The organism is Pseudomonas sp. B21-019, assembly GCF_024749225.1.
Taxonomy (GTDB): Bacteria; Pseudomonadota; Gammaproteobacteria; order Pseudomonadales; family Pseudomonadaceae; genus Aquipseudomonas.
On sequence record NZ_CP087193.1, the window covers coordinates 5,944,888 to 5,969,264 of the forward strand.

Genomic DNA, 24,377 nt, shown 5'->3' on the forward strand with positions numbered 1-24,377 from the left:
CGCCCTATTGAGAGTCCCCCTCGCGATGACGCCTCTAGAAACCAAGCGCCCGCTGCAGCTCAATGATCAGGGCCAGCTACGCCACTTCCTCTCGCTCGACGGTTTGCGCCGCGAGCTGCTGACGGAAATACTCGACACCGCCGACTCGTTCCTCGAAGTCGGCGCCCGGGCGGTGAAGAAAGTCCCGTTGTTGCGCGGCAAGACCGTGTGCAATGTGTTCTTCGAGAACTCCACCCGCACCCGCACCACCTTCGAACTGGCGGCCCAGCGGCTGTCCGCCGACGTGATCACCCTGAACGTGTCCACGTCATCGGCGAGCAAGGGCGAAACCCTGCTCGACACCCTGCGCAACCTCGAAGCCATGGCCGCCGACATGTTCGTCGTGCGTCACGGTGATTCTGGCGCGGCGCACTTCATTGCCGAACATGTCTGCCCGCAAGTGGCGATCATCAACGGTGGCGACGGCCGTCACGCGCACCCGACCCAGGGCATGCTCGACATGCTCACCATTCGTCGGCACAAGGGTGGCTTCGAAAACCTCTCGGTGGCCATCGTCGGCGACATCCTGCACTCGCGGGTAGCACGCTCGAACATGCTGGCCCTGAAAACCCTCGGCTGCCCGGACATTCGCGTGATCGCGCCGAAAACCCTGCTGCCGATCGGCATCGAGCAATACGGTGTGAAGGTCTACACCGACATGACCGAAGGCCTGAAAGACGTCGACGTGGTGATCATGCTGCGCTTGCAGCGTGAGCGCATGACCGGCGGCCTGCTGCCGAGCGAAGGCGAGTTCTACCGCCTGTTCGGCCTGACCACCGCGCGCCTGGCCGGCGCCAAACCCGATGCCATCGTGATGCACCCTGGGCCGATCAACCGTGGGGTGGAAATTGAGTCGGCGGTGGCCGACGGTCCGCACTCGGTGATCCTCAACCAGGTGACCTACGGCATCGCGATTCGTATGGCCGTGCTGTCCATGGCCATGAGCGGGCAAACAGCCCAGCGCCAATTCGAGCAGGAGAACGCCCAGTGAAGCTCAGCATTCTCGGCGCACGCGTTATCGATCCGGCCAGCGGCCTGGATCAAGTGACTGACATCCATGTTGAAGCCTGCAAGATCGTCGCCCTTGGCGCCGCTCCGGCCGGTTTTGTTGCCGTCGACACCATCGACGCCAAGGGCCTGGTGGCCGCCCCGGGTCTGGTTGACCTGAACGTTGCCCTGCGCGAGCCGGGCTACAGCCGCAAAGGCTCGATCGCCAGCGAAACCCGCGCAGCCGCCGCCGGCGGCGTGACCAGCCTGTGCTGCCCGCCGAAAACCAAACCGGTGCTGGACACCTCGGCCGTGGCCGAACTGATCCTCGACCGTGCTCGTGAGGCCGGCAACACCAAAGTTTTCCCAATCGGCGCCCTGAGCAAAGGCCTGGACGGCGAGCAGCTGGCCGAACTGGTCGCCTTGCGCGATGCCGGCTGCGTGGCTTTCGGCAATGGCCTGGAGAGCTTCCGCAACACCCGCACCCTGTGCCGGGCACTGGAATACGCGGCGACGTTCGACCTGACGGTGATTTTCAACTCGCAGGATCACGACTTGGCCGAAGGTGGCCTGGCCCATGAAGGCCCGACCGCAAGCTTCCTCGGTCTGCCGGGCATTCCGGAAACCGCCGAAACCGTGGCCCTGGCCCGGGATCTGCTGCTGGTCGAGCAAAGCGGCGTACGTGCGCACTTCAGCCAGCTCACCAGCGCGCGCGGCGTAGCGCTGATCGCTCAGGCCCAGGCTCGCGGGCTGAAGGTCACGGCGGATGTGGCGTTGTATCAACTGATCCTCACCGACGAAGCGCTGATCGACTTCAGCAGCCTCTATCACGTCCAGCCGCCACTGCGCACCCGCGCCGACCGCGATGGCCTGCGGGCAGCGGTGAAGTCCGGTGTGGTATCCGCCATCTCCAGCCACCACCAGCCCCATGAGCGCGACGCCAAGCTGGCACCGTTCGGCGCGACCGAACCGGGCATCAGCAGCGTTGAACTGCTGCTGCCGCTGGCGATGACCTTGTTGGAAGACGGTTTGCTCGACCTGCCGACGCTGTTGGCACGCCTGAGTGCCGGCCCTGCCGAGGCGTTGCGCCTGCCGGCAGGGAAATTGGCAGTAGGTGGCGCGGCAGACATCGTGCTGTTTGACCCGACGGCCTCGACCGTGGCCGGTGAAACCTGGCTGTCCAAGGGCGAAAACTGCCCGTTCATTGGCCACAGCCTGCCAGGCGTAGTGCGTTACACCCTGGTGGATGGGCGGATCAGCCACCAGGCGTAGAACCCTGTGATGAGGGAGCTCGCTCCCTCATCACAACTTACTGGAAAGCGCCTCTGTTCTGCGCGTTACGAATCGAAATCTGATCGTTCAGCGTCCAGAAGTCATACAACACCCCCAGAAAGAACAACCCGCCCGTGACCAGGTACAGCAACCCGCTGATCCACTTCCCCTGATACATCCGGTGTACGCCGAATACCCCAAGGAACGTCAGCAGAATCCACGCGACGTTGTATTCGATGGGGCCGGCGGTAAAGCGCAGGTCTGCTTCACGATCCATGGCCGGAATCAGGAACACGTCGATCAACCAGCCAATACCCAGCAAGCCCAAGGTCAAAAACCAGATCGTCCCGGTCACTGGCCTGCCGTAATAGAAGCGGTGAGCCCCGGTAAAACCGAAAATCCACAGCAGGTAACCAATCACTTTGCTGTGCGTGTCTTGTTGTGAAACGGGTTGTCGATAGGTGTTCATGGATGGCCTCGATTCACGCGATAGAGAAATATTCTTGAATTCTTTGTGACTTTTTTACAGGCAGCCGACATACGGCGAATGCTACCTTGGGTCCCGTCAAAGCCTTGTAACACCTGACTTGTGTCCGACAATTGCGCCAAATTGCCGCTTATTTGGTTCCGTTGACCCCAAGGTTGAATCGACCAACGGCCTCGGAAGGGACAAAAAAGCTGTTATAAAGTTGCGCGCTAACCCATACGAGCCTTGCCTAATGCGTCCATTTTTCAAGACATGGCTAACCATTTGCCTATTATTGCCCCTGGCCGCCCACGCCACCAATCGTGAGCAACGTCTTCCGAACGTTAATGGTTACACCCCAAAATCCCATGTTTCTGCTCCTTCGAGCAAAAACCAACAGACAGTAAAACGTTCCACCCAACTGAGCCGCGCCAACGGCAAGCTGGTTCCGCCGATGGCGACCAAGGAAAGCAGCAACGTGTTGAGCCGCGCGGTAAACGTGCTCGGCACACCTTATCGTTGGGGTGGCAGCAGCCCAAGTAAAGGGTTCGATTGCAGCGGCCTGGTAAAATACGCGTTCAACGACGCCACCTTCGACCTGCCACGCACCTCCAATGCCATGGCCAGCGGTCACGGTGAGAAAGTCGATCGCAACGAACTGAAGCCAGGCGACCTGATCTTCTTCAACATCAAGAGTCGCCGGGTCAACCATGTGGCCATCTACCTGGGCAACGACCGCTTCATCCACGCACCACGCCGTGGCAAGTCGGTAAGCATCGACACCCTGAAGAAGCCGTATTGGGATAACCACTACGTGGTTGCCAAGCGGGTTCTGCCGAAAGAACCGAATCAACTGCGCGTCGTACAGCGCTGATTTCAAGCAAGATCAAAAGATCGCAGCCTTCGGCAGCTCCTACGCAGGAATACGCGTTTTCCTGTAGGAGCTGCCGAAGGCTGCGATCTTTTGCTTTTAAGGCACTCAAAAATTATCCGGCGAGCGCGCCTTCTCCCGCGCATGCTCGCGACTGATCACGCCTTTGGTCACCAGCTCCTTCAGGCACATATCCAGCGTCTGCATCCCCAGCGACCCTCCGGTCTGAATCGACGAGTACATCTGCGCCACCTTGTCTTCACGGATCAGGTTACGGATCGCCGAGGTGCCGAGCATGATTTCGTGGGCGGCAATCCGCCCGCCGCCGATTTTCTTGATCAAAGTCTGAGACACCACCGCCAGCAACGACTCGGAGAGCATCGAACGCACCATCGATTTCTCGTCGCCCGGAAACACGTCCACCACCCTGTCGATGGTTTTTGCCGCCGATGTGGTGTGCAGCGTGCCGAACACCAGGTGGCCGGTCTCGGCGGCGGTCAGTGCCAGCCGAATGGTCTCCAGGTCACGCATTTCCCCGACCAGAATCACGTCCGGGTCTTCACGCAGGGCCGAACGCAGGGCCGTGGCAAAGCTGCGGGTGTCGCGATGGACTTCACGCTGATTGATCAGGCATTTGCGCGATTCGTGGACGAACTCGATTGGGTCTTCGATGGTGAGGATGTGGTGATGGCGATGGTTGTTCAGGTAATCGATCATCGCCGCCAGCGTGGTGGACTTGCCGGAACCGGTCGGGCCGGTCACCAGCACCAGGCCTCGGGGGGATTCGGTAATCTTGCGAAACACTTCCCCCATGCCCAGGTCGTCCATGCTCAGGACCTTCGACGGAATGGTCCGGAATACCGCGCCCGCGCCACGGTTCTGGTTGAAGGCATTGACCCGAAAACGTGCCACGCCGGGCACTTCGAAGGAAAAGTCGGTTTCCAGATGCTTCTCGAAGTCCACCCGCTGGAGGTCGTTCATGATGTCGTAGATCAGCTCATGCACCTCCTTGTGGTCCAGGGCCGGCAAGTTGATGCGTCGCACATCGCCATCGACACGGATCATCGGTGGCAGGCCGGCGGACAGGTGCAGGTCGGACGCGCCCTGTTTGGCGCTGAAAGCCAGCAGCTCAGTGATATCCATAGCGCTCCTCAATTCCAGTAGAATGCCGCGAACCTCAGACCCGCTGGCGCCTCTTGAATGTCCACGATAGCAGACAACATTGCTCAGGTTAGTTCACGCATCCACGCTGCGGCCCTAGCCGCAAAGCGTGACGAACACAGCATCCAGCTACTGGCCGTGAGCAAAACCAAGCCCGCCGAGGCCCTGCGTGAGGCCTATGCCGCCGGGATCCGCGACTTTGGCGAAAATTACCTGCAGGAAGCCTTGGGCAAACAGCTCGAATTGGCCGACCTGCCCTTGATCTGGCACTTCATCGGCCCCATTCAATCGAACAAGACTCGTGCTATCGCCGAGCACTTCGACTGGGTGCACTCCGTGGATCGTTTGAAAATCGCACAACGCCTGTCTGAACAGCGCCCTGCCGATTTGCCGCCCTTGAACATCTGCATCCAGGTCAACGTCAGTGGTGAAGCCAGCAAATCCGGCTGCACCCCGGCCGATCTGCCCGCCCTGGCCGATGCCATCAGTGCGCTGCCGCGTTTGAAATTGCGCGGGCTGATGGCGATTCCCGAGCCGACTGAAGATCGCGCCGCCCAGGATGCCGCCTTTGCTGCCGTGCAAAGCCTGCAAGCCAGCCTGAACCTGCCACTCGACACACTTTCCATGGGCATGAGCCACGACCTCGAGTCGGCCATCGCCCAGGGCGCCACTTGGGTCCGCATCGGTACGGCCCTGTTTGGCGCCCGCGATTACAGTCGACCATGAACATGGCTGACTCACCTCTCTATAAGGACCTGACATGAGCAAGACTCGTATTGCCTTTATCGGAGCCGGCAACATGGCCGCCAGCCTGATCGGCGGCCTGCGCGCCAAAGGTCTGGACGCCGCGCAGATCCGCGCCAGCGATCCGGGCGAAGAAACCCGTGCCCGCGTGCACGCCGAACACGGCATCGAAGTGTTTGCCGACAACGCCCAAGCCATTCAGGGCGTGGACGTGGTCGTGCTGGCGGTCAAGCCACAGGCGATGAAAGCCGTTTGCGAAGCCATTCGCCCAAGCCTCAAGCCGAATCAGCTGGTGGTGTCGATTGCGGCCGGCATTACCTGCGCCAGCATGAACAACTGGCTTGGCGCCCAGCCGATCGTGCGCTGCATGCCCAACACCCCGGCTCTGGTGCGTCAGGGCGTGAGTGGCTTGTATGCCACGGCCCAAGTGAGCACCGAGCAACGCCAGCAGGCGCAAGAGCTGCTGTCGGCAGTCGGCATCGCTTTGTGGCTGGACGAAGAACAGCAATTGGACGCGGTCACTGCCGTTTCCGGCTCGGGCCCTGCGTATTTCTTCCTGCTGATCGAAGCCATGACTGCTGCTGGCGTGAAGCTCGGTCTGCCACCCGAAACCGCTGCACAACTGACCCTGCAAACCGCGCTGGGCGCCGCACACATGGCGGTCGCCAGTGATGTCGACGCGGCTGAACTACGTCGCCGCGTGACCTCGCCTGCGGGCACCACGGAAGCGGCGATCAAGTCGTTCCAGGCCGGCGGTTTCGAAGCCCTGGTGGAAAAAGCACTCGGCGCCGCCGCGCACCGCTCGGCCGAGATGGCCGAACAACTGGGCAAATAAGGAGCCTTACATGATTGGATTGAACACTGCAGCGATTTACGTGCTGCAAACCCTCGGCAGTCTGTACCTGCTGATCGTGCTGCTGCGTTTCGTGCTGCAACTGGTGCGTGCAAACTTCTATAACCCGCTGTGCCAGTTCGCCGTAAAAGCCACCCAGCCACTGCTCAAGCCGCTGCGCCGGATCATCCCGAGCCTGTTCGGCCTGGACATGTCCTCGCTGGTGCTGGCGATCCTCGTGCAACTGGCGTTGATGGCGCTGACCCTGCTGCTAACCTTCGGCACCACCGGCAACCCTCTGCAATTGCTGATCTGGTCGCTGATCGGCGTAACGGCGCTGTTCCTGAATATCTTCTTCTATGCCCTGATCATCAGCGTGATCCTGTCCTGGGTCGCACCGGGCAGCCATAACCCCGGCGCCGAGCTGGTGAACCAGATCTGCGAGCCGGCCCTGGCGCCGTTCCGCAAGATTCTGCCAAACCTCGGCGGCCTGGATATCTCGCCGATCCTGGCGTTCATGGTGCTCAAGCTGATCGACATGCTGGTGATCAACAACCTCGCGGCCTTGACCATGATGCCGCAAATCCTGCGCCTGCTGATCTGATCCGGTGAGCTACTTTCGCTGGGACGGTGATGACCTGATTCTGGAATGTCACCTGCAACCTGCGGCCCGCAGCGATGATTTCGCCGGGCTGCACGGTGATCGCCTGAAGATCCGCCTGACGGCACCGCCGGTCGAGGGCAAGGCCAATGCTTACCTGATGGCGTTTCTGGCCAAGGCATTCGGGGTTTCCAAAAGCCAGGTCAGCCTGATCAGCGGCGAGTTGAACCGGCAGAAGCGGGTGCGGATTTGTTCGCCGAAGAAGCTGCCGGATTTGCCGGATCTGGTGCGCCCGGCCTGACCTGCGGGGCTGCACCCTGTAGGAGCTGCCGAAGGCTGCGATCTTTTGATCTGATCTTTGCTTTGGATTCAATTGGCAGGGAAAAGATCGCAGCCTCGTTGCACTCGACAGCTCCTACGGGGGCCGCTTCGCGCCCCAACGGGAGCAAGCTCCCTCGCCACAGGTACGCCAGGGAAAAATCAGGCCCGGCCTTTGCTTGCCGCTAGCCACAGCGGTCTTTAGACTTACGCCTCATTTCAATGAGAGCAGGGTCGATGCCAGCTGCCTTCCCCCCCGATTCTGTTGGTCTGGTGACGCCGCAAGTGGCGCACTTCAGTGAACCGCTGGCCCTGGCCTGCGGCCGTTCGCTGCCAGCTTATGACCTGATCTATGAAACCTATGGCACGCTGAACGCCACGGCGAGCAATGCCGTGCTGATCTGCCACGCCTTGTCCGGTCACCATCACGCCGCCGGCTTCCACAGCCCCGACGACCGCAAACCCGGTTGGTGGGACAGCTGCATCGGCCCCGGCAAACCGATCGACACTCGCAAATTCTTCGTGGTCAGCCTGAACAACCTCGGCGGTTGCAACGGTTCCACCGGCCCCAGCAGCATCAATCCAGAAACCGGCAAGCCGTTCGGCGCCGATTTCCCGGTATTGACCGTGGAAGACTGGGTGCACAGCCAGGCACGCCTCGCCGACCTGCTCGGCATCGGCCAATGGGCAGCGGTGATCGGCGGCAGTCTGGGCGGCATGCAGGCCTTGCAGTGGACCATCACTTATCCTGACCGCGTGCGGCACTGCCTGGCCATCGCCTCGGCGCCGAAACTGTCGGCACAGAACATCGCGTTCAACGAAGTCGCACGCCAGGCGATCCTCACCGACCCGGAGTTCCACGGCGGTTCGTTCCAGGAAGCGGGCGTGATACCCAAGCGCGGACTGATGCTGGCGCGAATGGTCGGGCACATCACGTATCTGTCCGATGACTCCATGGGCGAAAAATTCGGTCGCGGCCTGAAGAGCGAAAAGCTCAACTACGACTTCCACAGTGTCGAGTTCCAGGTCGAAAGCTACCTGCGCTATCAAGGCGAGGAGTTTTCCGGACGTTTCGACGCCAACACCTACCTGTTGATGACCAAGGCGCTGGACTACTTCGACCCGGCGGCGAATTTCGACGATGACCTGGCGAAAACCTTCGCCAATGCCCAGGCCAAGTTCTGCGTGATGTCCTTCACCACCGACTGGCGCTTCTCCCCTGCCCGCTCGCGGGAGCTGGTGGACGCGCTGATGGCGGCCAGGAAAGACGTCTGCTACCTGGAGATCGATGCTCCGCAAGGCCACGATGCCTTTCTGATTCCGATCCCGCGTTACTTGCAGGCCTTCAGCAATTACATGAACCGCATATCGCTTTGAGGAAGACATGAGAGCCGATCTGGAAATCATCCAGGAATGGATCCCCGCCGGCAGCCGCGTGCTCGACCTCGGCTGCGGTGACGGCGAGTTGCTGACCTGGCTGCGCGACCACAAGCAGGTCACCGGCTATGGCCTGGAAAACGACCCGGACAACATTGCCGAGTGCGTGGCCAAGGGCATCAACGTCATCGAGCAGGACCTGGACAAGGGCCTGGGCAACTTTGCCAGCAACAGCTTCGACATCGTGGTCATGACCCAGGCCCTGCAAGCCGTGCATTACCCGGACAAGATCCTCGACGAAATGCTGCGGGTCGGTCGCCAGTGCATCATCACCTTCCCCAACTTCGGTCACTGGCGCTGCCGCTGGTACCTGGCGAGCAAGGGCCGGATGCCTGTTTCGGAGTTTCTGCCGTACACCTGGTACAACACGCCAAACATTCACTTCTGCACCTTCGAAGACTTTGAAGCGCTGTGTCGCGAACGTGAAGCCAAGGTCATTGATCGACTTGCCGTGGATCAACAGCATCGACACGGGTGGGCCAGTAAGCTATGGCCTAATCTGTTAGGTGAGATCGGTATCTATCGCGTCAGCAGCCCCGGTCTGCCGGACCACAAGGTCGCGGTCTGAATCACGACACTTCGAGGAGAACGATCATGGGTCGTCTAGCGCTGTTTTTACTCACTGCCTGCCTGAGCGTCACCGCCATGGCCGCCGACGTCATCAAAGGCGAGCGCAAGGAAACCTTTGGCGACGTGACGGTGCATTACAACACCTTCAATTCGACCTTCCTGACACCGGACATTGCCAAAGCGGCCGAGCTGATCCGCAGCAAAAACCAGGGCGTGATCAATATCTCGGTACTCAAGGACGGCAAACCGCAAACGGCGCAAGTCAGCGGGACGGTCAAAGACCTGACCAGCCAAAGCGTTCCATTGAAATTCAAACAGATTACCGAAACAGGCGCGGTCTACTACATCGCCCAGTATCCGGTGGATCAGCAGGAAGTCCGCACCTTTGAAATCAAGGTGCAAACCGGTGACAAAATCAACACCATCAATTTCAACCAAGAGCTCTTCCCCGGCGAATGATCAATTTCACGCAACTCGTATTGGCCAGCCATAACGCCGGCAAACTCAAGGAACTCCAGGCCATGCTCGGCGAATCGGTGCACTTGCGCTCGATCGGCGAGTTCAGCAGCGTCGAGCCTGAAGAAACCGGCCTGTCGTTCGTCGAAAACGCCATTCTCAAGGCCCGCAACGCCTCGCGCATTTCCGGCCTGCCGGCATTGGCCGACGATTCGGGGTTGGCGGTGGATTTCCTCGGCGGTGCGCCGGGTATCTATTCGGCCCGTTACGCTGACGGCAAGGGCGATGCGGCGAACAACGCCAAACTGCTCGACGTCATGAAAGACGTGCCGCAAGCCGAGCGCGGCGCGCAGTTCGTCTGTGTATTGGCGCTGGTGCGTCATGCCGACGATCCGTTGCCGATCCTCTGCGAAGGCCTGTGGCATGGGCGCATCCTGACCCAGGCCAGCGGTGAGCACGGTTTTGGCTACGATCCGCTGTTCTGGGTGCCTGAACGCGAGTGCTCCAGCGCCGAGCTTAAGCCCAGCGACAAGAACCAGATCAGTCACCGCGCCCGTGCAATGGATCTGCTGCGCCAGCGTCTGGGCTTGAAATGACCATTGAATCATCCGCGTCGCCGCTGATCTTCGGCGGCGCGCAATCGCCTCGGGCCGCTTTGCCTGTGCTGCCGCCCCTGGCGCTGTACATCCACATCCCGTGGTGTGTACGCAAATGCCCTTATTGCGACTTCAACTCCCACACCGCCAGCCCGGTGCTGCCGGAACAAGAGTATGTGGACGCCTTGCTCGCCGACCTCGATCAGGACCTGCATGCGGTCTATGGCCGCGAACTGAGCTCGATCTTCTTTGGTGGCGGTACGCCGAGCCTGTTCAGCGCCGAGGCGTTGGGCCGTTTGCTCAAGGGTGTCGAGCAACGTATTCCGTTTGCCAGCGACATTGAAATCACCCTGGAAGCCAACCCCGGAACGTTCGAGCAGGAGAAATTCCGCGCTTACCGGGCGTTGGGTATCAATCGCCTGTCGATCGGCATCCAGAGTTTTCAGGAAGAGAAACTCAAGGCCCTGGGGCGGATTCACAACGGCGACGAAGCCGTGCGTGCCGCCGGCATGGCCCGTGAGGCCGGCTTTGATAACTTCAATCTGGACCTGATGCACGGCTTGCCCGATCAATCTCTGGACGATGCCCTGAGCGACCTGCGCCAGGCCATCGCCCTGAAGCCGACGCACCTGTCCTGGTACCAGCTGACCCTGGAGCCGAACACGGTGTTCTGGAACCAGCCGCCGACGCTACCGGAAGATGACGCCCTGTGGGACATTCAAGAGGCCGGCCAGGCGCTGTTGGCCGAGCACGGTTACGCGCAATACGAAGTCTCGGCCTATGCCCAGCCCGGCCGTCCGGCGCGGCATAACCTCAATTACTGGAGTTTCGGCGACTTCATCGGTATCGGCGCCGGTGCCCACGGCAAGCTCAGCCATCCGGACGGGCGTATCGTGCGCACCTGGAAGACTCGCCTGCCGAAGGATTACATCAATCCGGCCAAAAGCTTCAAGGCTGGCGAGAAAGCGCTGACCAACGAAGAACTGCCGTTCGAGTTCCTGATGAACGCCTTGCGCCTGACCGAGGGTGTCGAAGCGCGGTTGTATCCGGAGCGCACCGGGCTGCCTCTGGAAAGCCTTGCAGAAGGGCGCCGCGAGGCCGAACAAAGTGGCTTGTTGCAGGTCGAACCGTCACGTCTGGCAGCCACGATGCGCGGACAACTCTTTCTTAATGACTTGCTGCAGACTTTTCTGACATAAGGAAATCGAATGGATCTGGTACTCGACCTGCTCGCCACCGTGTCCCGCTGGAGCCGTAGCAACCTGTCGGAAATCTCTCTGGCGCTGGTGGGCTGCCTGCTGGTGCTGTTTGGCGCCGACCTCAAGGGCTGGGTCGAGCAACGCCTGGGCAGCATCGCCGGCGCCTTGCGCATCCCGCTGATGGCCCTGCTGTGCATGGTCGGCAGCGGCGTAGCGCTGATCTATGCCACGCCATGGATCATCAAAGGCCTGAGCCAGTTCAACAACTACAGCCTGGCGCCGGTGTTGTTGGTGGTGCTGGTGCTGATCGGGGTTGTGGCAGACCGTCGCTGACGTCGAATAACACACAAAACAATGTGGGAGCGGGCTTGCCCGCGATGAGGCCATAACATTCAACCTCTGCGTTGATTGTTAGACCGCTATCGCGGGCAAGCCCGCTCCCACAGTTTTTACAGCGCCGTACTTAAGCCAGTTTTTCGAACTTCAGATCCCACACGCCATGTCCAAGACGTTCGCCGCGACGTTCGAACTTGGTGATCGGACGTTCGGCCGGGCGCGGCACGCATTTGCCGTCTTCGGCGAGGTTGCGATAGCCCGGGGCGACGCTCATCACTTCCAGCATGTACTCGGCGTACGGTTCCCAGTCGGTGGCCATGTGCAACACACCGCCGACCTTCAACTTGCTACGCACCAGCTCAGCGAACGATGCCTGAACGATACGACGCTTGTGGTGACGGCTCTTGTGCCACGGATCCGGGAAAAACAGCATCAGGCGGTCGAGGCTGTTGTCGGCGATGCAACGGTTGAGCACTTCGATCGCATCGCAATCGTAGACACGCAGGTTGGTCAGGCCCTGAGTCAGCACGCCATTGAGCAGCGCGCCGACACCCGGACGGTGAACTTCAACGCCAATGAAATCCTGCTCCGGCGAAGCCGCGGCCATTTCCAGCAGCGAATGGCCCATGCCGAAACCGATTTCCAGCGAGCGCGGCGCCGAACGGCCGAACACCTGATCGAAATCCACCGGCGCATCGGCCAAAGGCAGTACGAACAATGGAGCACCCTGCTCCAGACCGCGTTGCTGGCCTTCGGTCATGCGCCCGGCGCGCATCACGAAACTCTTGATGCGGCGGTGTTGGCGCTCTTCGCCTTCTTCCTGCTGGATAGGCGTGTCGTTTGATTCAGTCATCAATGGCTCTTACTTGATCAGACCATCCAGCGGCGAGGAGGCGCTGGCATAGAGTTTTTTTCGGCATGCGCCCGGCGAGGTAGGCCAGACGACCTGCCACGATGGCGTGTTTCATGGCTTCGGCCATCATGATCGGCTGCTGGGCATGGGCGATGGCCGAGTTCATCAGCACCGCTTCACAGCCCAGCTCCATGGCGATGGTGGCGTCGGAGGCAGTACCGACACCGGCATCCACCAGCACCGGAATTTTCGCTTCTTCGAGGATGATCTGCAGGTTGTACGGGTTGCAGATCCCCAGGCCCGAGCCGATCAGACCAGCCAGCGGCATGACCGCGATACAGCCGATTTCCGCCAGTTGACGGGCAATGATCGGATCATCGCTGGTGTACACCATCACGTCGAAGCCTTCCTTGACCAGCACTTCGGCGGCCTTGAGGGTTTCGATCACGTTGGGGAACAGGGTCTTCTGATCCGCCAGCACTTCCAGCTTCACCAGGTTGTGGCCGTCGAGCAGCTCACGGGCCAGGCGGCAGGTGCGCACGGCTTCAATGGCGTCGTAGCAACCGGCAGTGTTCGGCAGGAAGGTGTAGCGATCCGGCGACAGGACTTCGAGCAGGTTCGGTTCGCCCGGGTTCTGGCCGAGGTTGGTCCGGCGCACGGCGAAGGTGACGATCTCGGCACCCGAAGCCTCGATGGCCAGGCGGGTTTCTTCCATGTCACGGTACTTGCCGGTGCCTACCAGCAAACGCGACTGGTAAGTACGACCGGCCAGGACGAAGGGCTTGTCGCTACGAACGATGCTCATGGGAAATCCTCTGTTGGGGTGAGGTTCTTGCACAATGATTCTGTGGCCGCTCGGGCCAGACGGCTAGCCGCCGCCGATGGCGTGTACCACTTCGACCGAGTCGCCGTCGTTCAGCGCGGTTTCAGCGTGCTGGCTGCGCGGGACGATATCCAGATTGAGCTCGACCGCCACCCGGCGCCCGGTCAGTTCCAGACGGGTCAGCAGGGCCGCAACGGTTTCACCGTCGGGCAGTTCAAGGGATTCGCCGTTCAACTGAATGCGCATGCCGAATGCCGCCATCATTTTTAGGGGCTGGCATTCTAGCCCGATCAGTCAGGTCGACCCAAGCCATTCGTCTTGAAACACGATCCTGTAGGAGCTGCCGCAGGCTGCGATCTTTCGACTTACAAAAGAACAAAATCAAAAGATCGCAGCCTGCGGCAGCTCCTACAAGGTCAGCTCAGCCGCCAGGCGGCAAGCCCCAGGCAAACCCAGCCGACCAGAAACGCGAGGCCACCGAACGGTGTAACGATCCCGAGCTTGCTGACGCCGGTCATCGTCAGCAGGTACAGGCTGCCGGAAAACAACACAATGCCAATGGCAAACGAGGCGCCGGCCCAGGTAATCAGACGACCGGGAATCTGCGTGGCCAGCAATGCAACACCCAGCAACGCCAGGGTATGCACCAGTTGATAAGTGACGCCCGTGTGGAAAATCGCCAAATACTCAGGCGTCAGGCGGTTTTTCAGGCCGTGGGCGGCGAATGCGCCCAAGGCAACGCCGGTGAAGCCGAAGAAAGCGGCCAGCATCAGAAAGCCACGCAGCATGAAGAACTCCAGTCAGACTCGATCAACAGGGTCTGTATAATGGCCGGCTCAACGGGTTCGGCCAAGCCATCTCTATGCTGCAGTTAATTTTCCGTCGTTTCATAAAGGCCCTGCTCTGGTTCGCGGTCGGCAGCGTTTTGCTGGTTCTGCTGTTTCGGGTGGTGCCGCCACCGGGAACGGCATTAATGGTCGAGCGCAAGATCGAATCCTGGTTCGACGGCGAGCCCATCGACCTGCAACGCACCTGGAAACCTTGGGATGAAATCTCCGACGACCTGAAAGTCGCGGTAATTGCCGGTGAAGACCAGAAGTTTCCCGAGCATTGGGGCTTTGATTTCAGCGCGATTCAGGCGGCGTTTGCACATAACGAGCGCGGCGGCTCGATTCGCGGCGCCAGCACCCTGAGCCAGCAAGTGTCGAAAAACCTTTTTCTGTGGTCTGGCCGCAGCTGGCTGCGTAAAGGCCTGGAAGCCTGGTTTACCGGGTTGATCGAAGTGTTCTGGCCCAAGCAGCGGATTCTTGAGGTGTACCTCAATAGTGCCGAGTGGGATGAAGGCGTGTTCGGCGCCGAAGCAGCGGCCCGGCATCACTTTGGCGTGGGCGCTGGTTCGCTGTCCCGGCAGCAGGCAAGTTTGCTGGCGGCGGTACTGCCGAACCCGCGAGTGTGGAGTGCCAGCCATCCGACTTCTTACGTTGCAAGGCGGGCGGGGTGGATTCGCCAGCAGATGAATCAGTTGGGCGGTGACAGCTATCTGGTCGGCCTCAACGATTCGCGCCGGGCACCGTGGGCGCAATGATTTGGATTCGAATCGGCAGGTAGAAAAAGATCGCAGCCTTCGGCAGCTCCTACATAGGAATGCGAAACCCTGTAGGAGCTGCCGAAGGCTGCGATCTTTTGATCTTCAAACAAAAACGCCCCGATCAATGATCGGGGCGTTTTTTATTGCCTTCGCGTGGGTTACGCGGCGATCGACAACTTGAGCTTGTTCATCGCGCTCTTCTCGAGCTGACGAATACGCTCGGCCGACACGTTGTACTTCTGCGCCAGGTCGTGCAGCGTGGCTTTTTCTTCTGCCAGCCAGCGCTGGTAGAGGATGTCGCGGCTGCGGTCGTCCAGCACTTCAAGTGCTTCGTGCAGGTTGTGATTGGAGTTGTCGCTCCAGTCGGCGTCTTCCAGTTGACGAGCCGGATCGTACCGGTGGTCTTCCAGGTAGTTGGCCGGCGATTGGAAGGCACTGTCGTCGTCCGCTTCCGCGGCCGGGTCGAAGGCCATGTCATGGCCGGTCAGGCGACTTTCCATCTCGCGTACTTCCCGCGGCTCTACGCCGAGGCTTTCCGCCACACGGTGGACTTCCTCGTTGTTCAGCCAGGCCAGACGTTTCTTCTGGCTGCGCAGGTTGAAGAACAGCTTGCGCTGAGCCTTGGTGGTCGCGACTTTGACGATCCGCCAGTTGCGCAGGATGAACTCGTGGATTTCCGCCTTGATCCAGTGCACCGCAAAGGACACCAGGCGCACACCCATTTCCGGGTTGAAACGCTTGACCGCTTTCATCAGGCCGACGTTGCCTTCCTGGATCAGGTCAGCCTGGGCCAGGCCGTAGCCGGAATAGCTACGGGCAATGTGTACGACAAAACGCAGGTGGGCGAGCACCATCTGCCGAGCCGCCCCCAAATCCTGCTCATAATAGAGACTCTCGGCCAGTTCACGCTCCTGCTCCGGCGTCAGCAATGGAATGCTGTTCACCGTGTGCACATAGGCCTCCAGGTTCGCACCCGGGACCAGAGCATATGCAGGCTGCAAAGAATTGGTCATACGAAAAAACCTCCGACTTACATAACTCGTGCAGTTCAGCACTGCGAAAATTGACCGGAAACCAAAAAACAAGTTCCCATAAACGCTGAAAGGTCAATACGAGCAAAATGATATTACTTTGGCGCAAGCTCCCGCAGGTGGCGTGCGACTGCAATCCATGCACCGATATACCCCAACAGCACCGCGCCAAGCAAGAGCGACAGACCGTCGGCAACTGGCACTCCGGCCAGCGCAAAATCACTGCCGTACAAACCGGCCAGTCCAACCACCGCGTCGTTCAGCCAGTTCAGGCCGAACGCCAATACGCCCCAGGAAAGAATCCCCGCACCGAAGCCATAAAGCGCGCCCATGTACAGAAAGGGCCTGCGCACATAACTGTCCGTGCCGCCGACGAGTTTAATCACTTCTATCTCTGTGCGGCGGTTTTCAATATGAAGACGAATGGTATTGCCTATCACCAAAAGTAATGCAGAAACCAAAAGCACGGTCAGACCGAAGACAAAACGGTCGCCCAGCTTGAGGATGGCCGCCAGACGCTCGACCCAGACTAGATCAAGTTGGGCCTGTTGTACCTTCGGCAACTCGGAAAGTTTTTGTCGTAATGCTTCAAGCCCGGGCTTGTCGACCTCTTTCGGTGTCACCAGAACCACGCCCGGCAGGGGGTTTTCCGGCAGTTCCTTAAGGGCTTCGCCCAGTCCGGACTGCTGCTGGAACTCTTCCAGTGCCTGATCGCGGCCCACGTATTCGGCATCCGCTACGCCCGGCATGCCCTTGATCTGCTCGCGCAACGACTCGCCCTGCTCAGGGCTGGCCTCAAGTTGCAGGTACAGGGAAATCTGCGCCGCACGCTGCCAGGAGCCACCGAGACGCTCGACGTTATTCAGCAAAAGTGACAGGCCCATCGGTAAGCTCAGGGCCACAGCCATCACCATACAGGTGAAAAAGCTGCCGATCGGGTGCTTGCCCAAGCGACGCAAGCTGTCCAGCAGACTGGCGCGATGGCTTTCGATCCAGGCGCGGAACAGCGTGGCGAAATCCGGGCCATCGTCATCGTCGCGTTTTTTCTTCTGCTGTGGTTGCGGATCGGCGGCCTTCGGGGCCACGCGCTCGGAAACCTTGGGGCTACGTGTCGCACTCATACGCCGGCCTCCCCGTCGCCGATCAATCGACCACGCTGCAGGGTCAGCATGCGATGACGCATGCGGGCAATCAGCGCCAGGTCGTGACTGGCGATCAGCACGCTGGTGCCCAGACGGTTGATGTCTTCGAACACGCCCATGATTTCTGCCGCCAGACGCGGGTCTAGGTTACCGGTCGGTTCATCCGCCAGCAGCAAGGCCGGGCGGTGAACGATGGCGCGAGCGATGCCGACGCGCTGTTGCTGGCCGGTAGACAGGTCGCCGGGGTAGAGATCGGTTTTGTCCGAGAGCGCCACGCGCTCCAGGGCCGAGTCCACGCGCTTGACGACCTCGGCCTTGGACAGGCCAAGGATCTGCAACGGCAACGCGACGTTATTGAACACCGTGCGATCGAACAGCAACTGGTGGTTCTGGAACACCACGCCGATCTGTCGGCGCAGGAACGGAATCTGTGCGTTGCTGATGGTGCTCAGGTCTTGCCCGGCCAGCAGCAATTTGCCGGTGGTCGGACGTTCCATGGCCAGCAACAGCCGCAACAAGGTGCTTTTACCGGCGCCGGAATGGCCGGTAACAAACAAGAATTCGCCCCGACGGACTCGAAAGCTCAGCTCATGCAAGCCGACGTGACCGTTCGGGTAGCGTTTACCGACCTGTTCGAAACGAATCATGAACGCTCCCGCTCGGCAAACAATGCCTGGACAAAGGGTTCTGCTTCAAAAGTACGCAAATCGTCGATGCCTTCACCAACGCCGATGTAACGGATCGGCAAGCCAAACTGCTTGGCCAGGGCGAAAATCACCCCACCCTTGGCGGTGCCGTCGAGTTTGGTCAGCGCCAGGCCGGTCAGTTCGACGGTCTGATTGAATTGCTTGGCCTGGTTGATGGCGTTCTGGCCGGTACCGGCATCGAGCACCAACAGCACCTCATGAGGCGCGTCGGCGTCGAGCTTGCCGATCACCCGGCGAACCTTCTTCAACTCTTCCATCAAATTGTCTTTGGTGTGCAAGCGACCGGCGGTGTCGGCGATCAACACATCAATGCCACGGGCCTTGGCGGCCTGCACAGCGTCGAAAATTACCGAAGCCGAGTCGGCGCCGGTGTGCTGGGCGATCACCGGGATCTTGTTGCGCTCGCCCCAGACCTGCAGTTGCTCGACCGCTGCGGCGCGGAAGGTGTCACCGGCGGCGAGCATGACTTTCTTGCCTTCCAGTTGCAGCTTTTTCGCCAGCTTGCCGATGGTGGTGGTTTTGCCGGCACCGTTGACGCCGACCACCAGAATCACGAACGGCTTGTTCTGCGAGGTGATTTTCAGCGGCTGCTCGACCGGTTTGAGCATCGCTGCCAATTCGGCTTGCAGGGATTTGTACAGCGCGTCGGCATCGGCCAGCTCCTTGCGGGCGACTTTCTGAGTCAGACGCTGAATGATCACCGACGTCGCTTCGACGCCGACATCGGCGGTCAGCAAACGGGTTTCGATGTCTTCGAGCAGTTCGTCATCGATGATCTTCTTGCCGAGAAACAGGCTGGCCATGCCCTCGCCAATGCTGGCGCTGGTCTTGGACAGGCCTTGCTTGAGACGGGCGAAGAAACCGGCTTTGGTCTCTTCGGTACGCACAGGCTCGACTGGAGTTTCGAGGGGCGCAACCGGTGTGGCGGCAACAGGAGCGATGACCGGTGCAGGTGCAGGTGCAGGTGCAGGTGCAGGTGCAGGTGCAGGTTCTGGCGCTTGAGCAACCGGAGCAACAAATGCTGGCACTGGAGCCACCGGTGCAGGTTCGGCCACGAACACGGGAGCAACAGCTGCCGGTTCAACCACTGGCGCCCGAACCGGCTCCGGAGCAAACGCAGTCGGGGCCGGAATCGGTGGAGTGATGTGCGGCGCTTGCTCATCTTCAACCAGCGCCACCGGCTCTTCCGCTACCGGCAAAGTCAGCCACGGCGTGGCAACTGGCGTCAGCGGCAATGGGGCCGCGACTTCGGTTTCAGGTACGAGCGCGGCCGCAGGTTGCAGCACCGGCTCGGCAATCGGCGCAGGCTTTTGCTCTATAACCGGTGCCGGGGTTGGCTCAGAAAGTGGCTGTGGCTGTTCGATAACGGGTTCCTGCGGCTTTTTGCGCAGCCATCCGAACAGGCTTTTCTTCTCACCAGCCGCAGCTGGGGTCTTCTTGTCGTCGTTGGAACCAAACATGGAGGACGGCTATCTCACGGTAGCGACGCGCCAAAAGGCGCCTCGGCAAATAAATAATTCGATGCTGAACAGACTGCGATTCATCCAGCTTGTTCACGCGCAACATTTTGTCGAGGAGCCAACGGCGCCTCAAAGGTCGACTAATACGAAGGACTGGAACGGCATCGTCGGCGAAAACGCAGAGTTTAGCTGACAAACTCAAAGCTTCTGCCGGTAACCCATACAACCTGCAAGCCGATCAAAGGCTTGATAGGCGTGGCCGCCAGTAAAACGGATCAGTATCCTAGCACCCTCTCGCCCGCCGACGCTAAGACCAAGCGGGCAGCCCAACAGGTTTAAAAACGAATGAATGCTCTAGCCCGCCGCGCTGCAGGCCTGCTGCTCAGCACAGTTTGTCTGCCCCTCTCGGCCCTGGCTGCCGATCCACAACCGACCCACGAATTCACCCTCGACAACGGCCTGAAGGTTGTCGTGCGCGAAGACCATCGTGCGCCGGTCGTCGTTTCCCAGATCTGGTACAAGGTCGGCTCCAGCTACGAGACCCCGGGCCAGACCGGGTTGTCCCACGCACTGGAACACATGATGTTCAAGGGCAGCGAGAAAGTCGGCCCCGGCGAAGCCTCGCTGATCCTGCGCGATCTCGGTGCCGAGGAGAACGCTTTCACCAGCGACGACTTCACCGCGTATTACCAGGTGCTGGCCCGCGACCGTCTGGGCGTAGCCTTCGAACTGGAAGCCGACCGCATGGCCAACCTGCGCCTGCCGGCCGACGAGTTCACCCGCGAAATCGAGGTGATCAAAGAAGAGCGTCGCCTGCGCACCGACGACAAGCCGATGTCCAAGGCCTACGAACGTTTCATGGCCATCGCCTACCCCGCCAGCGGTTACCACACGCCGACCATCGGCTGGATGGCGGACCTCGATCGCATGAAAGTCGAAGAGCTGCGCCATTGGTACCAGTCCTGGTATGTGCCGAACAACGCCACCCTGGTGGTGGTTGGCGATGTGACCCCGGACGAAGTCAAAACCCTGGCCCAGCGTTACTTCGGCCCGATCGCCAAGCGCGACGTGCCACCGGCGAAAATCCCGCTGGAGCTGGCTGAGCCCGGCGAACGCAAGATCACCCTGCATGTGCAGACCCAATTGCCGAGCCTGATGCTGGCCTTCAACGTGCCGAGCATCGCCACAGCCGCAGACAAACAATCGGTGAACGCCCTGCGCCTGATTTCCGCCCTGCTCGACGGTGGCTACAGCGGCCGCATCCCGACGCAACTGGAACGCGGCGAAGAGCTGGTGTCCGGCGGGTCGTCGAGCTACGACGCCTATACCCGTGGCGACAGCCTGTTCACCTTGTCGGCTTCGCCGAACACCCAGAAAAATAAAACCATGGCCCAGGCCGAAGCCGGCCTGTGGAAACTGCTCGAACAACTGAAAACCACCGCGCCATCCGCTGAAGAACTGGAGCGGGTACGAGCGCAGGTCATTGCCGGCCTGGTTTTTGAGCGTGACTCGATCACCAGCCAGGCCACCGCCATCGGCCAACTGGAAACCGTCGGCCTGTCGTGGAAACTGATGGACACCGAACTCGCCGACCTGGAAAGCGTGACCCCGCAAGACATCCAGAAGGCCGCCAAGCTGTATTTCACCCGCGAACGTCTCAGCGTCGCCCATGTACTGCCACAGGAGACGACTCATGAGTGAGCGTAAAAAGTCGCGTCTGGCCCTGATCGGCCTGATCGCTGTTGCACTGATCGGGTCTGCCGCCTTCTATCTGTCAAAACCCGACGAGTCCAACGCCAGCGAAGCCCTCGACAAGGCCAAGTCCAGCCAAAAGCTGCAATCGCTGGCCGAACTCGACGGCAAGGCCCCAAGCCATCGCTCGCTGAACGTGCAGACCTGGAACACCGCCGAAGGCGCCAAGGTGCTGTTCGTCGAAGCCCGTGAGTTGCCGATGTTCGACATGCGCCTGATCTTCGCCGCCGGCAGCAGCCAGGACGGCGATGCACCCGGCCTGGCACTGCTGACCAACGCCATGCTCAACGAAGGTGTAGCCGGCAAAGACGTCGGCGCCATCGCTCAGGGCTTCGAAGGATTGGGCGCCGACTTCAGCAACGGCGCGTACAAGGACATGGCGCTTGCCTCCTTGCGCAGCCTCAGTGCCGTGGACAAACGCGAGCCTGCCTTGAAGCTGTTCGCTGAAGTCGTCGGCAAACCGACCTTCCCCGCCGACTCGTTTGCGCGCATCAAGAACCAGATGCTCGCCGGCTTCGAATTCCAGAAACAGAACCCCGGCAAACTCGCCAGCCTGGAGCTGATGAACCGCTTGTATGGCGATCACCCGTATGCGCACTCCAGCGACGGCACGGCGAAGAGCATTCCACCGATCACCCTGGCGCAGTTGCGAGCCTTCCATCAGAAAGCCTACGCCGCCGGCAACGTGGTGATTGCGCTGGTAGGGGACCTGTCGCGAACCGAAGCCGAGGCGGTCGCCGCCCAAGTGTCCGCCGACCTGCCCAAAGGCCCGGCCCTGGCGAAAGTCGAACAACCGACCGACCCCAAGCCCAGCATCGGCCACATTGAGTTTCCGTCCAAACAGACCAACCTGATGATCGCGCAACTGGGTATCGACCGTGACGATCCGGATTATGCAGCGCTGTCCATGGGCAACCAGATTCTTGGCGGCGGCGGTTTCGGCACCCGGCTGATGAGCGAAGTGCGCGAGAAGCGTGGCTTGTCGTATGGCGTGTATTCGGGTTTCAGCCCGATGCAGGCTCGTGGCCCGTTCATGATCAACCTGCAAACCCGCGCCGAAATGAGCGAAGGCACCCTGAAACTGGTGCAGGATGTGCTCGCCGACTACCTTAAGACCGGCCCCACCGAGAAAGAACTCGACGACGCCAAGCGTGAACTGGCCGGCAGCTTCCCGCTGTCCACCGCCAGCAACGCCGATATCGTCGGTCAGCTCGGCGCCATGGGCTTTTACAACTTGCCGCTGAGCTACCTGGAAGACTTCATGCAACAGTCCCAGAGCCTGACCGTCGAGCAAGTCAAAGCCGCACTGAGCAAACACCTGAGCACGGATAAACTGGTCATCGTCAGCGCTGGCCCGACCGTGCCACAAAAGCCGTTGCCGGCCCCTACTGACAAACCTGCCGAGCAGCCGCTCGGGGTTCCGGAGCATTAATGGCCAGTTCATCCCGTCCAAAGAAACCCGTTCACAACGTGCATAACGGTGTAAACCAACTGCGTATCATCGGTGGCGAATGGCGTAGCCGAAAGCTCAGTTTCCCTGACGCCCCAGGCCTGCGCCCAACGCCGGACCGGGTGCGTGAAACCCTGTTCAACTGGCTCGCGCCTTACGTCGCCGGGGCCAAGGTACTCGATCCGTTTGCCGGCAGCGGCGCGCTGTTCCTGGAAGCCTTGTCCCGTGGCGCGGCCATGGGTCAGGCGCTGGACGCCAGCAACGTTGCGGTGTCCAGCCTGAAAGAACATCTGGGCACCCTGCGCTGCACCAACGGCCAGGTACAGACTGCCGACGCCTTGCGCTATCTGGAAACCCAACCGGCCACGGCGTTCGACCTGGTATTCCTCGACCCGCCGTTCAATCAGAATCTGTTGCCTGTGGTTTGCACTCTGCTCGAAGAACGTCATTGGCTGGCTGACGATGCGTGGGTCTACACTGAAAGCGAAAGCGCACCGTCGATATTGGGTTTGCCAGAAAATTGGCGCCTGCATCGGGAGCAAAAATCGGGACGTGTGTACTACGCGTTGTGGCAACGTATGGCAGGGATCGCCGGCTAGTCCGGCCTGAGAAAACGGTGCGAAGCTCAGTCAGCTAACGCTGCGGGTACGCGCCGCAGCATCGAGAGCAATCGTGTCCCATCTGCCAGAACGTTTCACCCCTGCCTTCACGCCCGCCTACGGCCTGGGTAATCCGCACTTACAAACCTTGTGGGGACCGCTATGGCGCAAAACCACACATATCGAGCGTGAGCGCGAGCGATTGTGGCTTGAAGATGGCGATTTCCTTGACCTGGACTGGCACGGCCCACACAGCGCGAATGCACCGTTGGTGCTGGTATTGCACGGCCTGACCGGCTCGTCGAATTCGCCTTATGTGGCCGGGATGCAGAAGGCGCTGAGCACCCAGGGTTGGGCCAGCGTCGCGTTGAACTGGCGAGGTTGCTCCGGCGAGCCCAATCTGTTGCCGCGCAGCTACCATTCCGGGGCCAGTGAAGACTTGGCCGAAACCATCAGGCACCTGCGCACCCAACGCCCCCTCGCGCCGCTGTATGCGGTCGGTTATTCCATGGGCGGTAACGTGTTGCTCAAGCATCTGGGTGAAACCGGCAGCAACAGCGGTGTACTTGGTGCGGTGGCAGTGTCGGTGCCGTTTCGCCTCGATCACTGTGCCGATCGTATCAGCCAGGGTTTTTCCCAGTTCTACCAAGCGCATTTCATGCGAGAGATGGTCGCCTACATCAAGAACAAACAGCGCAGATTCCAGCATGAGGGCCATGAGGTTGGCCTGGCGGCATTGGAGGCGCTGGGCTCTTTGGAGAACTTGCGTACCTTCTGGGACTTCGACGGCCGGGTCACCGCACCGCTCAATGGTTTCGCCGATGCTGCAGATTACTATCGTCGCGCTTCGAGTCGTTATTTCCTTGGAGAGATTCGCACGCCAACCCTGATTATCCAGGCGGCTGACGACCCGTTTGTGTTTCCGCATAGCCTGCCGCAAGCCGATGAATTGTCCGCCAGCACTCAATTCGAGCTGCAGGCCAAGGGCGGGCATGTCGGTTTCGTCGAGGGTTCGTTCAGACAACCGGGTTACTACCTGGAACGGCGCATTCCCCAATGGCTGGCCGCCACAGGGCGCAAGTAAACA

Annotated in this window: 27 protein-coding genes and 1 pseudogene; 18 read left to right on the forward strand and 10 right to left on the reverse strand. The window is 60.4% G+C overall.

The genetic code is table 11. The features are described from left to right. Positions 1 to 25: 25 nt before the first annotated feature. Complete coding sequence (locus LOY36_RS26755; protein WP_007939362.1) at positions 26 to 1,030, forward strand: aspartate carbamoyltransferase catalytic subunit; 1,005 nt, start codon at positions 26 to 28, stop codon at positions 1,028 to 1,030. Next, entirely contained in the window at positions 1,027 to 2,298 is a 1,272-nt protein-coding gene (locus tag LOY36_RS26760; protein ID WP_258671475.1) for a dihydroorotase, read from the forward strand. Before LOY36_RS26755 ends, LOY36_RS26760 begins: the two co-directional genes overlap by 4 nt. Positions 2,299 to 2,335: 37 nt before the next feature. Here LOY36_RS26760 and LOY36_RS26765 read toward each other — a convergent pair whose 3' ends face one another. Beyond that, complete coding sequence (locus LOY36_RS26765; protein ID WP_019580618.1) at positions 2,336 to 2,767, reverse strand: TM2 domain-containing protein; 432 nt, start codon at positions 2,765 to 2,767, stop codon at positions 2,336 to 2,338. A gap of 250 nt (positions 2,768 to 3,017) precedes the next feature. Between LOY36_RS26765 and LOY36_RS26770 the strand changes: the two genes are divergently transcribed. After that, entirely contained in the window at positions 3,018 to 3,638 is a 621-nt protein-coding gene (locus LOY36_RS26770; protein ID WP_018928708.1) for a C40 family peptidase, read from the forward strand. A gap of 105 nt (positions 3,639 to 3,743) precedes the next feature. Here the strand turns inward: LOY36_RS26770 and LOY36_RS26775 are convergent, their stop codons facing one another. After that, positions 3,744 to 4,778: a type IV pilus twitching motility protein PilT gene (locus tag LOY36_RS26775; RefSeq protein ID WP_258671476.1), complete on the reverse strand. Its 1,035-nt coding sequence runs from the start codon at positions 4,776 to 4,778 to the stop codon at positions 3,744 to 3,746. Positions 4,779 to 4,835: 57 nt separating this feature from the next. On the opposite strand from LOY36_RS26775, the gene LOY36_RS26780 reads away from it, so the two are divergent. The 10 genes from LOY36_RS26780 (at position 4,836) to LOY36_RS26825 (ending at position 11,882) form a co-directional block, all read left to right on the forward strand. Further along, positions 4,836 to 5,522 carry a YggS family pyridoxal phosphate-dependent enzyme gene (locus tag LOY36_RS26780; protein WP_258671477.1) on the forward strand — a complete coding sequence of 229 codons (687 nt, stop codon included), beginning with the start codon at positions 4,836 to 4,838 and terminating at the stop codon, positions 5,520 to 5,522. Between the two features lie 34 nt (positions 5,523 to 5,556). Next, positions 5,557 to 6,375, forward strand: coding sequence for a pyrroline-5-carboxylate reductase (gene proC / locus LOY36_RS26785; protein WP_258671478.1), 819 nt, complete (start codon positions 5,557 to 5,559; stop codon positions 6,373 to 6,375). Between the two features lie 10 nt (positions 6,376 to 6,385). Then, the gene (locus LOY36_RS26790) at positions 6,386 to 6,976 is read left to right on the forward strand and encodes a YggT family protein (protein ID WP_019580613.1); all 591 of its coding nucleotides are present in this window, start codon (positions 6,386 to 6,388) and stop codon (positions 6,974 to 6,976) included. A gap of 4 nt (positions 6,977 to 6,980) precedes the next feature. Then, a complete protein-coding gene (locus LOY36_RS26795; protein WP_007987815.1) occupies positions 6,981 to 7,274 on the forward strand; it encodes a DUF167 domain-containing protein in 294 nt (97 codons plus the stop codon). A 254-nt stretch (positions 7,275 to 7,528) separates the two neighbouring features. Beyond that, positions 7,529 to 8,668, forward strand: a complete 1,140-nt coding sequence (locus tag LOY36_RS26800; protein WP_258671479.1) for a homoserine O-acetyltransferase — start codon at positions 7,529 to 7,531, stop codon at positions 8,666 to 8,668. A 7-nt stretch (positions 8,669 to 8,675) separates the two neighbouring features. Next, entirely contained in the window at positions 8,676 to 9,296 is a 621-nt protein-coding gene (gene metW / locus LOY36_RS26805; protein WP_007939351.1) for a methionine biosynthesis protein MetW, read from the forward strand. 26 nt (positions 9,297 to 9,322) lie between these two features. Next, positions 9,323 to 9,757 carry a DUF4426 domain-containing protein gene (locus LOY36_RS26810; RefSeq protein ID WP_019650221.1) on the forward strand — a complete coding sequence of 145 codons (435 nt, stop codon included), beginning with the start codon at positions 9,323 to 9,325 and terminating at the stop codon, positions 9,755 to 9,757. Then, a complete protein-coding gene (rdgB, locus tag LOY36_RS26815) occupies positions 9,754 to 10,350 on the forward strand; it encodes an RdgB/HAM1 family non-canonical purine NTP pyrophosphatase (RefSeq protein ID WP_007939349.1) in 597 nt (198 codons plus the stop codon). Before LOY36_RS26810 ends, rdgB begins: the two co-directional genes overlap by 4 nt. Then, positions 10,347 to 11,549, forward strand: coding sequence for a radical SAM family heme chaperone HemW (gene hemW, locus LOY36_RS26820; RefSeq protein ID WP_258671481.1), 1,203 nt, complete (start codon positions 10,347 to 10,349; stop codon positions 11,547 to 11,549). The genes rdgB and hemW overlap by 4 nt, the downstream gene beginning before the upstream one ends. Before the next feature lie 9 nt (positions 11,550 to 11,558). Continuing rightward, positions 11,559 to 11,882: a DUF3392 domain-containing protein gene (locus LOY36_RS26825; RefSeq protein WP_019650219.1), complete on the forward strand. Its 324-nt coding sequence runs from the start codon at positions 11,559 to 11,561 to the stop codon at positions 11,880 to 11,882. 130 nt (positions 11,883 to 12,012) lie between these two features. Here LOY36_RS26825 and trmB read toward each other — a convergent pair whose 3' ends face one another. From trmB to LOY36_RS26845, 4 genes and pseudogenes are all read right to left on the reverse strand, one after another. After that, the gene (trmB, locus tag LOY36_RS26830) at positions 12,013 to 12,738 is read right to left on the reverse strand and encodes a tRNA (guanosine(46)-N7)-methyltransferase TrmB (protein WP_258671483.1); all 726 of its coding nucleotides are present in this window, start codon (positions 12,736 to 12,738) and stop codon (positions 12,013 to 12,015) included. 9 nt (positions 12,739 to 12,747) lie between these two features. After that, a pseudogene (locus LOY36_RS26835) lies at positions 12,748 to 13,543 on the reverse strand (thiazole synthase). 63 nt (positions 13,544 to 13,606) lie between these two features. After that, positions 13,607 to 13,807 carry a sulfur carrier protein ThiS gene (gene thiS / locus LOY36_RS26840; protein WP_177324956.1) on the reverse strand — a complete coding sequence of 67 codons (201 nt, stop codon included), beginning with the start codon at positions 13,805 to 13,807 and terminating at the stop codon, positions 13,607 to 13,609. A gap of 170 nt (positions 13,808 to 13,977) precedes the next feature. After that, on the reverse strand, positions 13,978 to 14,349 hold the full coding sequence (locus LOY36_RS26845; RefSeq protein WP_019650216.1) for a DUF423 domain-containing protein: 372 nt from the start codon (positions 14,347 to 14,349) through the stop codon (positions 13,978 to 13,980). A gap of 74 nt (positions 14,350 to 14,423) precedes the next feature. Here LOY36_RS26845 and mtgA point away from each other — a divergent pair, with 74 nt between their 5' ends. Further along, positions 14,424 to 15,146, forward strand: a complete 723-nt coding sequence (gene mtgA / locus LOY36_RS26850; protein WP_258671485.1) for a monofunctional biosynthetic peptidoglycan transglycosylase — start codon at positions 14,424 to 14,426, stop codon at positions 15,144 to 15,146. Positions 15,147 to 15,307: 161 nt separating this feature from the next. On the opposite strand, the gene rpoH is transcribed toward mtgA, so the two are convergent. The 4 genes from rpoH to ftsY form a co-directional block, all read right to left on the reverse strand. Further along, a complete protein-coding gene (gene rpoH / locus LOY36_RS26855) occupies positions 15,308 to 16,162 on the reverse strand; it encodes an RNA polymerase sigma factor RpoH (protein ID WP_007897890.1) in 855 nt (284 codons plus the stop codon). Between the two features lie 113 nt (positions 16,163 to 16,275). Continuing rightward, a complete protein-coding gene (gene ftsX / locus LOY36_RS26860; protein ID WP_258671487.1) occupies positions 16,276 to 17,301 on the reverse strand; it encodes a permease-like cell division protein FtsX in 1,026 nt (341 codons plus the stop codon). Then, on the reverse strand, positions 17,298 to 17,969 hold the full coding sequence (gene ftsE / locus LOY36_RS26865; RefSeq protein ID WP_018928694.1) for a cell division ATP-binding protein FtsE: 672 nt from the start codon (positions 17,967 to 17,969) through the stop codon (positions 17,298 to 17,300). The genes ftsX and ftsE overlap by 4 nt, the downstream gene beginning before the upstream one ends. After that, positions 17,966 to 19,489, reverse strand: a complete 1,524-nt coding sequence (ftsY, locus tag LOY36_RS26870) for a signal recognition particle-docking protein FtsY (RefSeq protein WP_258671488.1) — start codon at positions 19,487 to 19,489, stop codon at positions 17,966 to 17,968. Before ftsY ends, ftsE begins: the two co-directional genes overlap by 4 nt. Positions 19,490 to 19,834: 345 nt before the next feature. Here ftsY and LOY36_RS26875 point away from each other — a divergent pair, with 345 nt between their 5' ends. The 4 genes from LOY36_RS26875 (at position 19,835) to LOY36_RS26890 (ending at position 24,374) form a co-directional block, all read left to right on the forward strand. Then, positions 19,835 to 21,190 (forward strand): pitrilysin family protein, encoded by a 1,356-nt coding sequence (locus LOY36_RS26875; protein WP_258671490.1) that lies wholly within the window; start codon positions 19,835 to 19,837, stop codon positions 21,188 to 21,190. Continuing rightward, positions 21,183 to 22,673 (forward strand): pitrilysin family protein, encoded by a 1,491-nt coding sequence (locus LOY36_RS26880; RefSeq protein WP_258671491.1) that lies wholly within the window; start codon positions 21,183 to 21,185, stop codon positions 22,671 to 22,673. The genes LOY36_RS26875 and LOY36_RS26880 overlap by 8 nt, the downstream gene beginning before the upstream one ends. Further along, positions 22,673 to 23,290 carry a 16S rRNA (guanine(966)-N(2))-methyltransferase RsmD gene (rsmD, locus tag LOY36_RS26885; protein ID WP_258671492.1) on the forward strand — a complete coding sequence of 206 codons (618 nt, stop codon included), beginning with the start codon at positions 22,673 to 22,675 and terminating at the stop codon, positions 23,288 to 23,290. Before LOY36_RS26880 ends, rsmD begins: the two co-directional genes overlap by 1 nt. A gap of 73 nt (positions 23,291 to 23,363) precedes the next feature. Then, positions 23,364 to 24,374 (forward strand): hydrolase, encoded by a 1,011-nt coding sequence (locus LOY36_RS26890; protein ID WP_258671493.1) that lies wholly within the window; start codon positions 23,364 to 23,366, stop codon positions 24,372 to 24,374. Positions 24,375 to 24,377 lie beyond the last annotated feature (3 nt).

What these genes read in the sequence shown, in the direction of transcription:
- LOY36_RS26755 (WP_007939362.1), top strand. Translation starts at nt 26, where the DNA reads ATGACGCCTCTAGAAACCAAGCGCCCGCTGCAGCTCAATGATCAGGGC.
- LOY36_RS26765 (WP_019580618.1), bottom strand. Translation starts at nt 2,767, where the DNA reads ATGAACACCTATCGACAACCCGTTTCACAACAAGACACGCACAGCAAA.
- LOY36_RS26770 (WP_018928708.1), top strand. Translation starts at nt 3,018, where the DNA reads ATGCGTCCATTTTTCAAGACATGGCTAACCATTTGCCTATTATTGCCC.
- LOY36_RS26775 (WP_258671476.1), bottom strand. Translation starts at nt 4,778, where the DNA reads ATGGATATCACTGAGCTGCTGGCTTTCAGCGCCAAACAGGGCGCGTCC.
- LOY36_RS26780 (WP_258671477.1), top strand. Translation starts at nt 4,836, where the DNA reads ATGTCCACGATAGCAGACAACATTGCTCAGGTTAGTTCACGCATCCAC.
- proC (WP_258671478.1), top strand. Translation starts at nt 5,557, where the DNA reads ATGAGCAAGACTCGTATTGCCTTTATCGGAGCCGGCAACATGGCCGCC.
- LOY36_RS26790 (WP_019580613.1), top strand. Translation starts at nt 6,386, where the DNA reads ATGATTGGATTGAACACTGCAGCGATTTACGTGCTGCAAACCCTCGGC.
- LOY36_RS26800 (WP_258671479.1), top strand. Translation starts at nt 7,529, where the DNA reads ATGCCAGCTGCCTTCCCCCCCGATTCTGTTGGTCTGGTGACGCCGCAA.
- metW (WP_007939351.1), top strand. Translation starts at nt 8,676, where the DNA reads ATGAGAGCCGATCTGGAAATCATCCAGGAATGGATCCCCGCCGGCAGC.
- LOY36_RS26810 (WP_019650221.1), top strand. Translation starts at nt 9,323, where the DNA reads ATGGGTCGTCTAGCGCTGTTTTTACTCACTGCCTGCCTGAGCGTCACC.
- rdgB (WP_007939349.1), top strand. Translation starts at nt 9,754, where the DNA reads ATGATCAATTTCACGCAACTCGTATTGGCCAGCCATAACGCCGGCAAA.
- hemW (WP_258671481.1), top strand. Translation starts at nt 10,347, where the DNA reads ATGACCATTGAATCATCCGCGTCGCCGCTGATCTTCGGCGGCGCGCAA.
- LOY36_RS26825 (WP_019650219.1), top strand. Translation starts at nt 11,559, where the DNA reads ATGGATCTGGTACTCGACCTGCTCGCCACCGTGTCCCGCTGGAGCCGT.
- trmB (WP_258671483.1), bottom strand. Translation starts at nt 12,738, where the DNA reads ATGACTGAATCAAACGACACGCCTATCCAGCAGGAAGAAGGCGAAGAG.
- thiS (WP_177324956.1), bottom strand. Translation starts at nt 13,807, where the DNA reads ATGCGCATTCAGTTGAACGGCGAATCCCTTGAACTGCCCGACGGTGAA.
- LOY36_RS26845 (WP_019650216.1), bottom strand. Translation starts at nt 14,349, where the DNA reads ATGCTGCGTGGCTTTCTGATGCTGGCCGCTTTCTTCGGCTTCACCGGC.
- mtgA (WP_258671485.1), top strand. Translation starts at nt 14,424, where the DNA reads ATGCTGCAGTTAATTTTCCGTCGTTTCATAAAGGCCCTGCTCTGGTTC.
- rpoH (WP_007897890.1), bottom strand. Translation starts at nt 16,162, where the DNA reads ATGACCAATTCTTTGCAGCCTGCATATGCTCTGGTCCCGGGTGCGAAC.
- ftsX (WP_258671487.1), bottom strand. Translation starts at nt 17,301, where the DNA reads ATGAGTGCGACACGTAGCCCCAAGGTTTCCGAGCGCGTGGCCCCGAAG.
- ftsE (WP_018928694.1), bottom strand. Translation starts at nt 17,969, where the DNA reads ATGATTCGTTTCGAACAGGTCGGTAAACGCTACCCGAACGGTCACGTC.
- ftsY (WP_258671488.1), bottom strand. Translation starts at nt 19,489, where the DNA reads ATGTTTGGTTCCAACGACGACAAGAAGACCCCAGCTGCGGCTGGTGAG.
- LOY36_RS26875 (WP_258671490.1), top strand. Translation starts at nt 19,835, where the DNA reads ATGAATGCTCTAGCCCGCCGCGCTGCAGGCCTGCTGCTCAGCACAGTT.
- LOY36_RS26880 (WP_258671491.1), top strand. Translation starts at nt 21,183, where the DNA reads ATGAGTGAGCGTAAAAAGTCGCGTCTGGCCCTGATCGGCCTGATCGCT.
- rsmD (WP_258671492.1), top strand. Translation starts at nt 22,673, where the DNA reads ATGGCCAGTTCATCCCGTCCAAAGAAACCCGTTCACAACGTGCATAAC.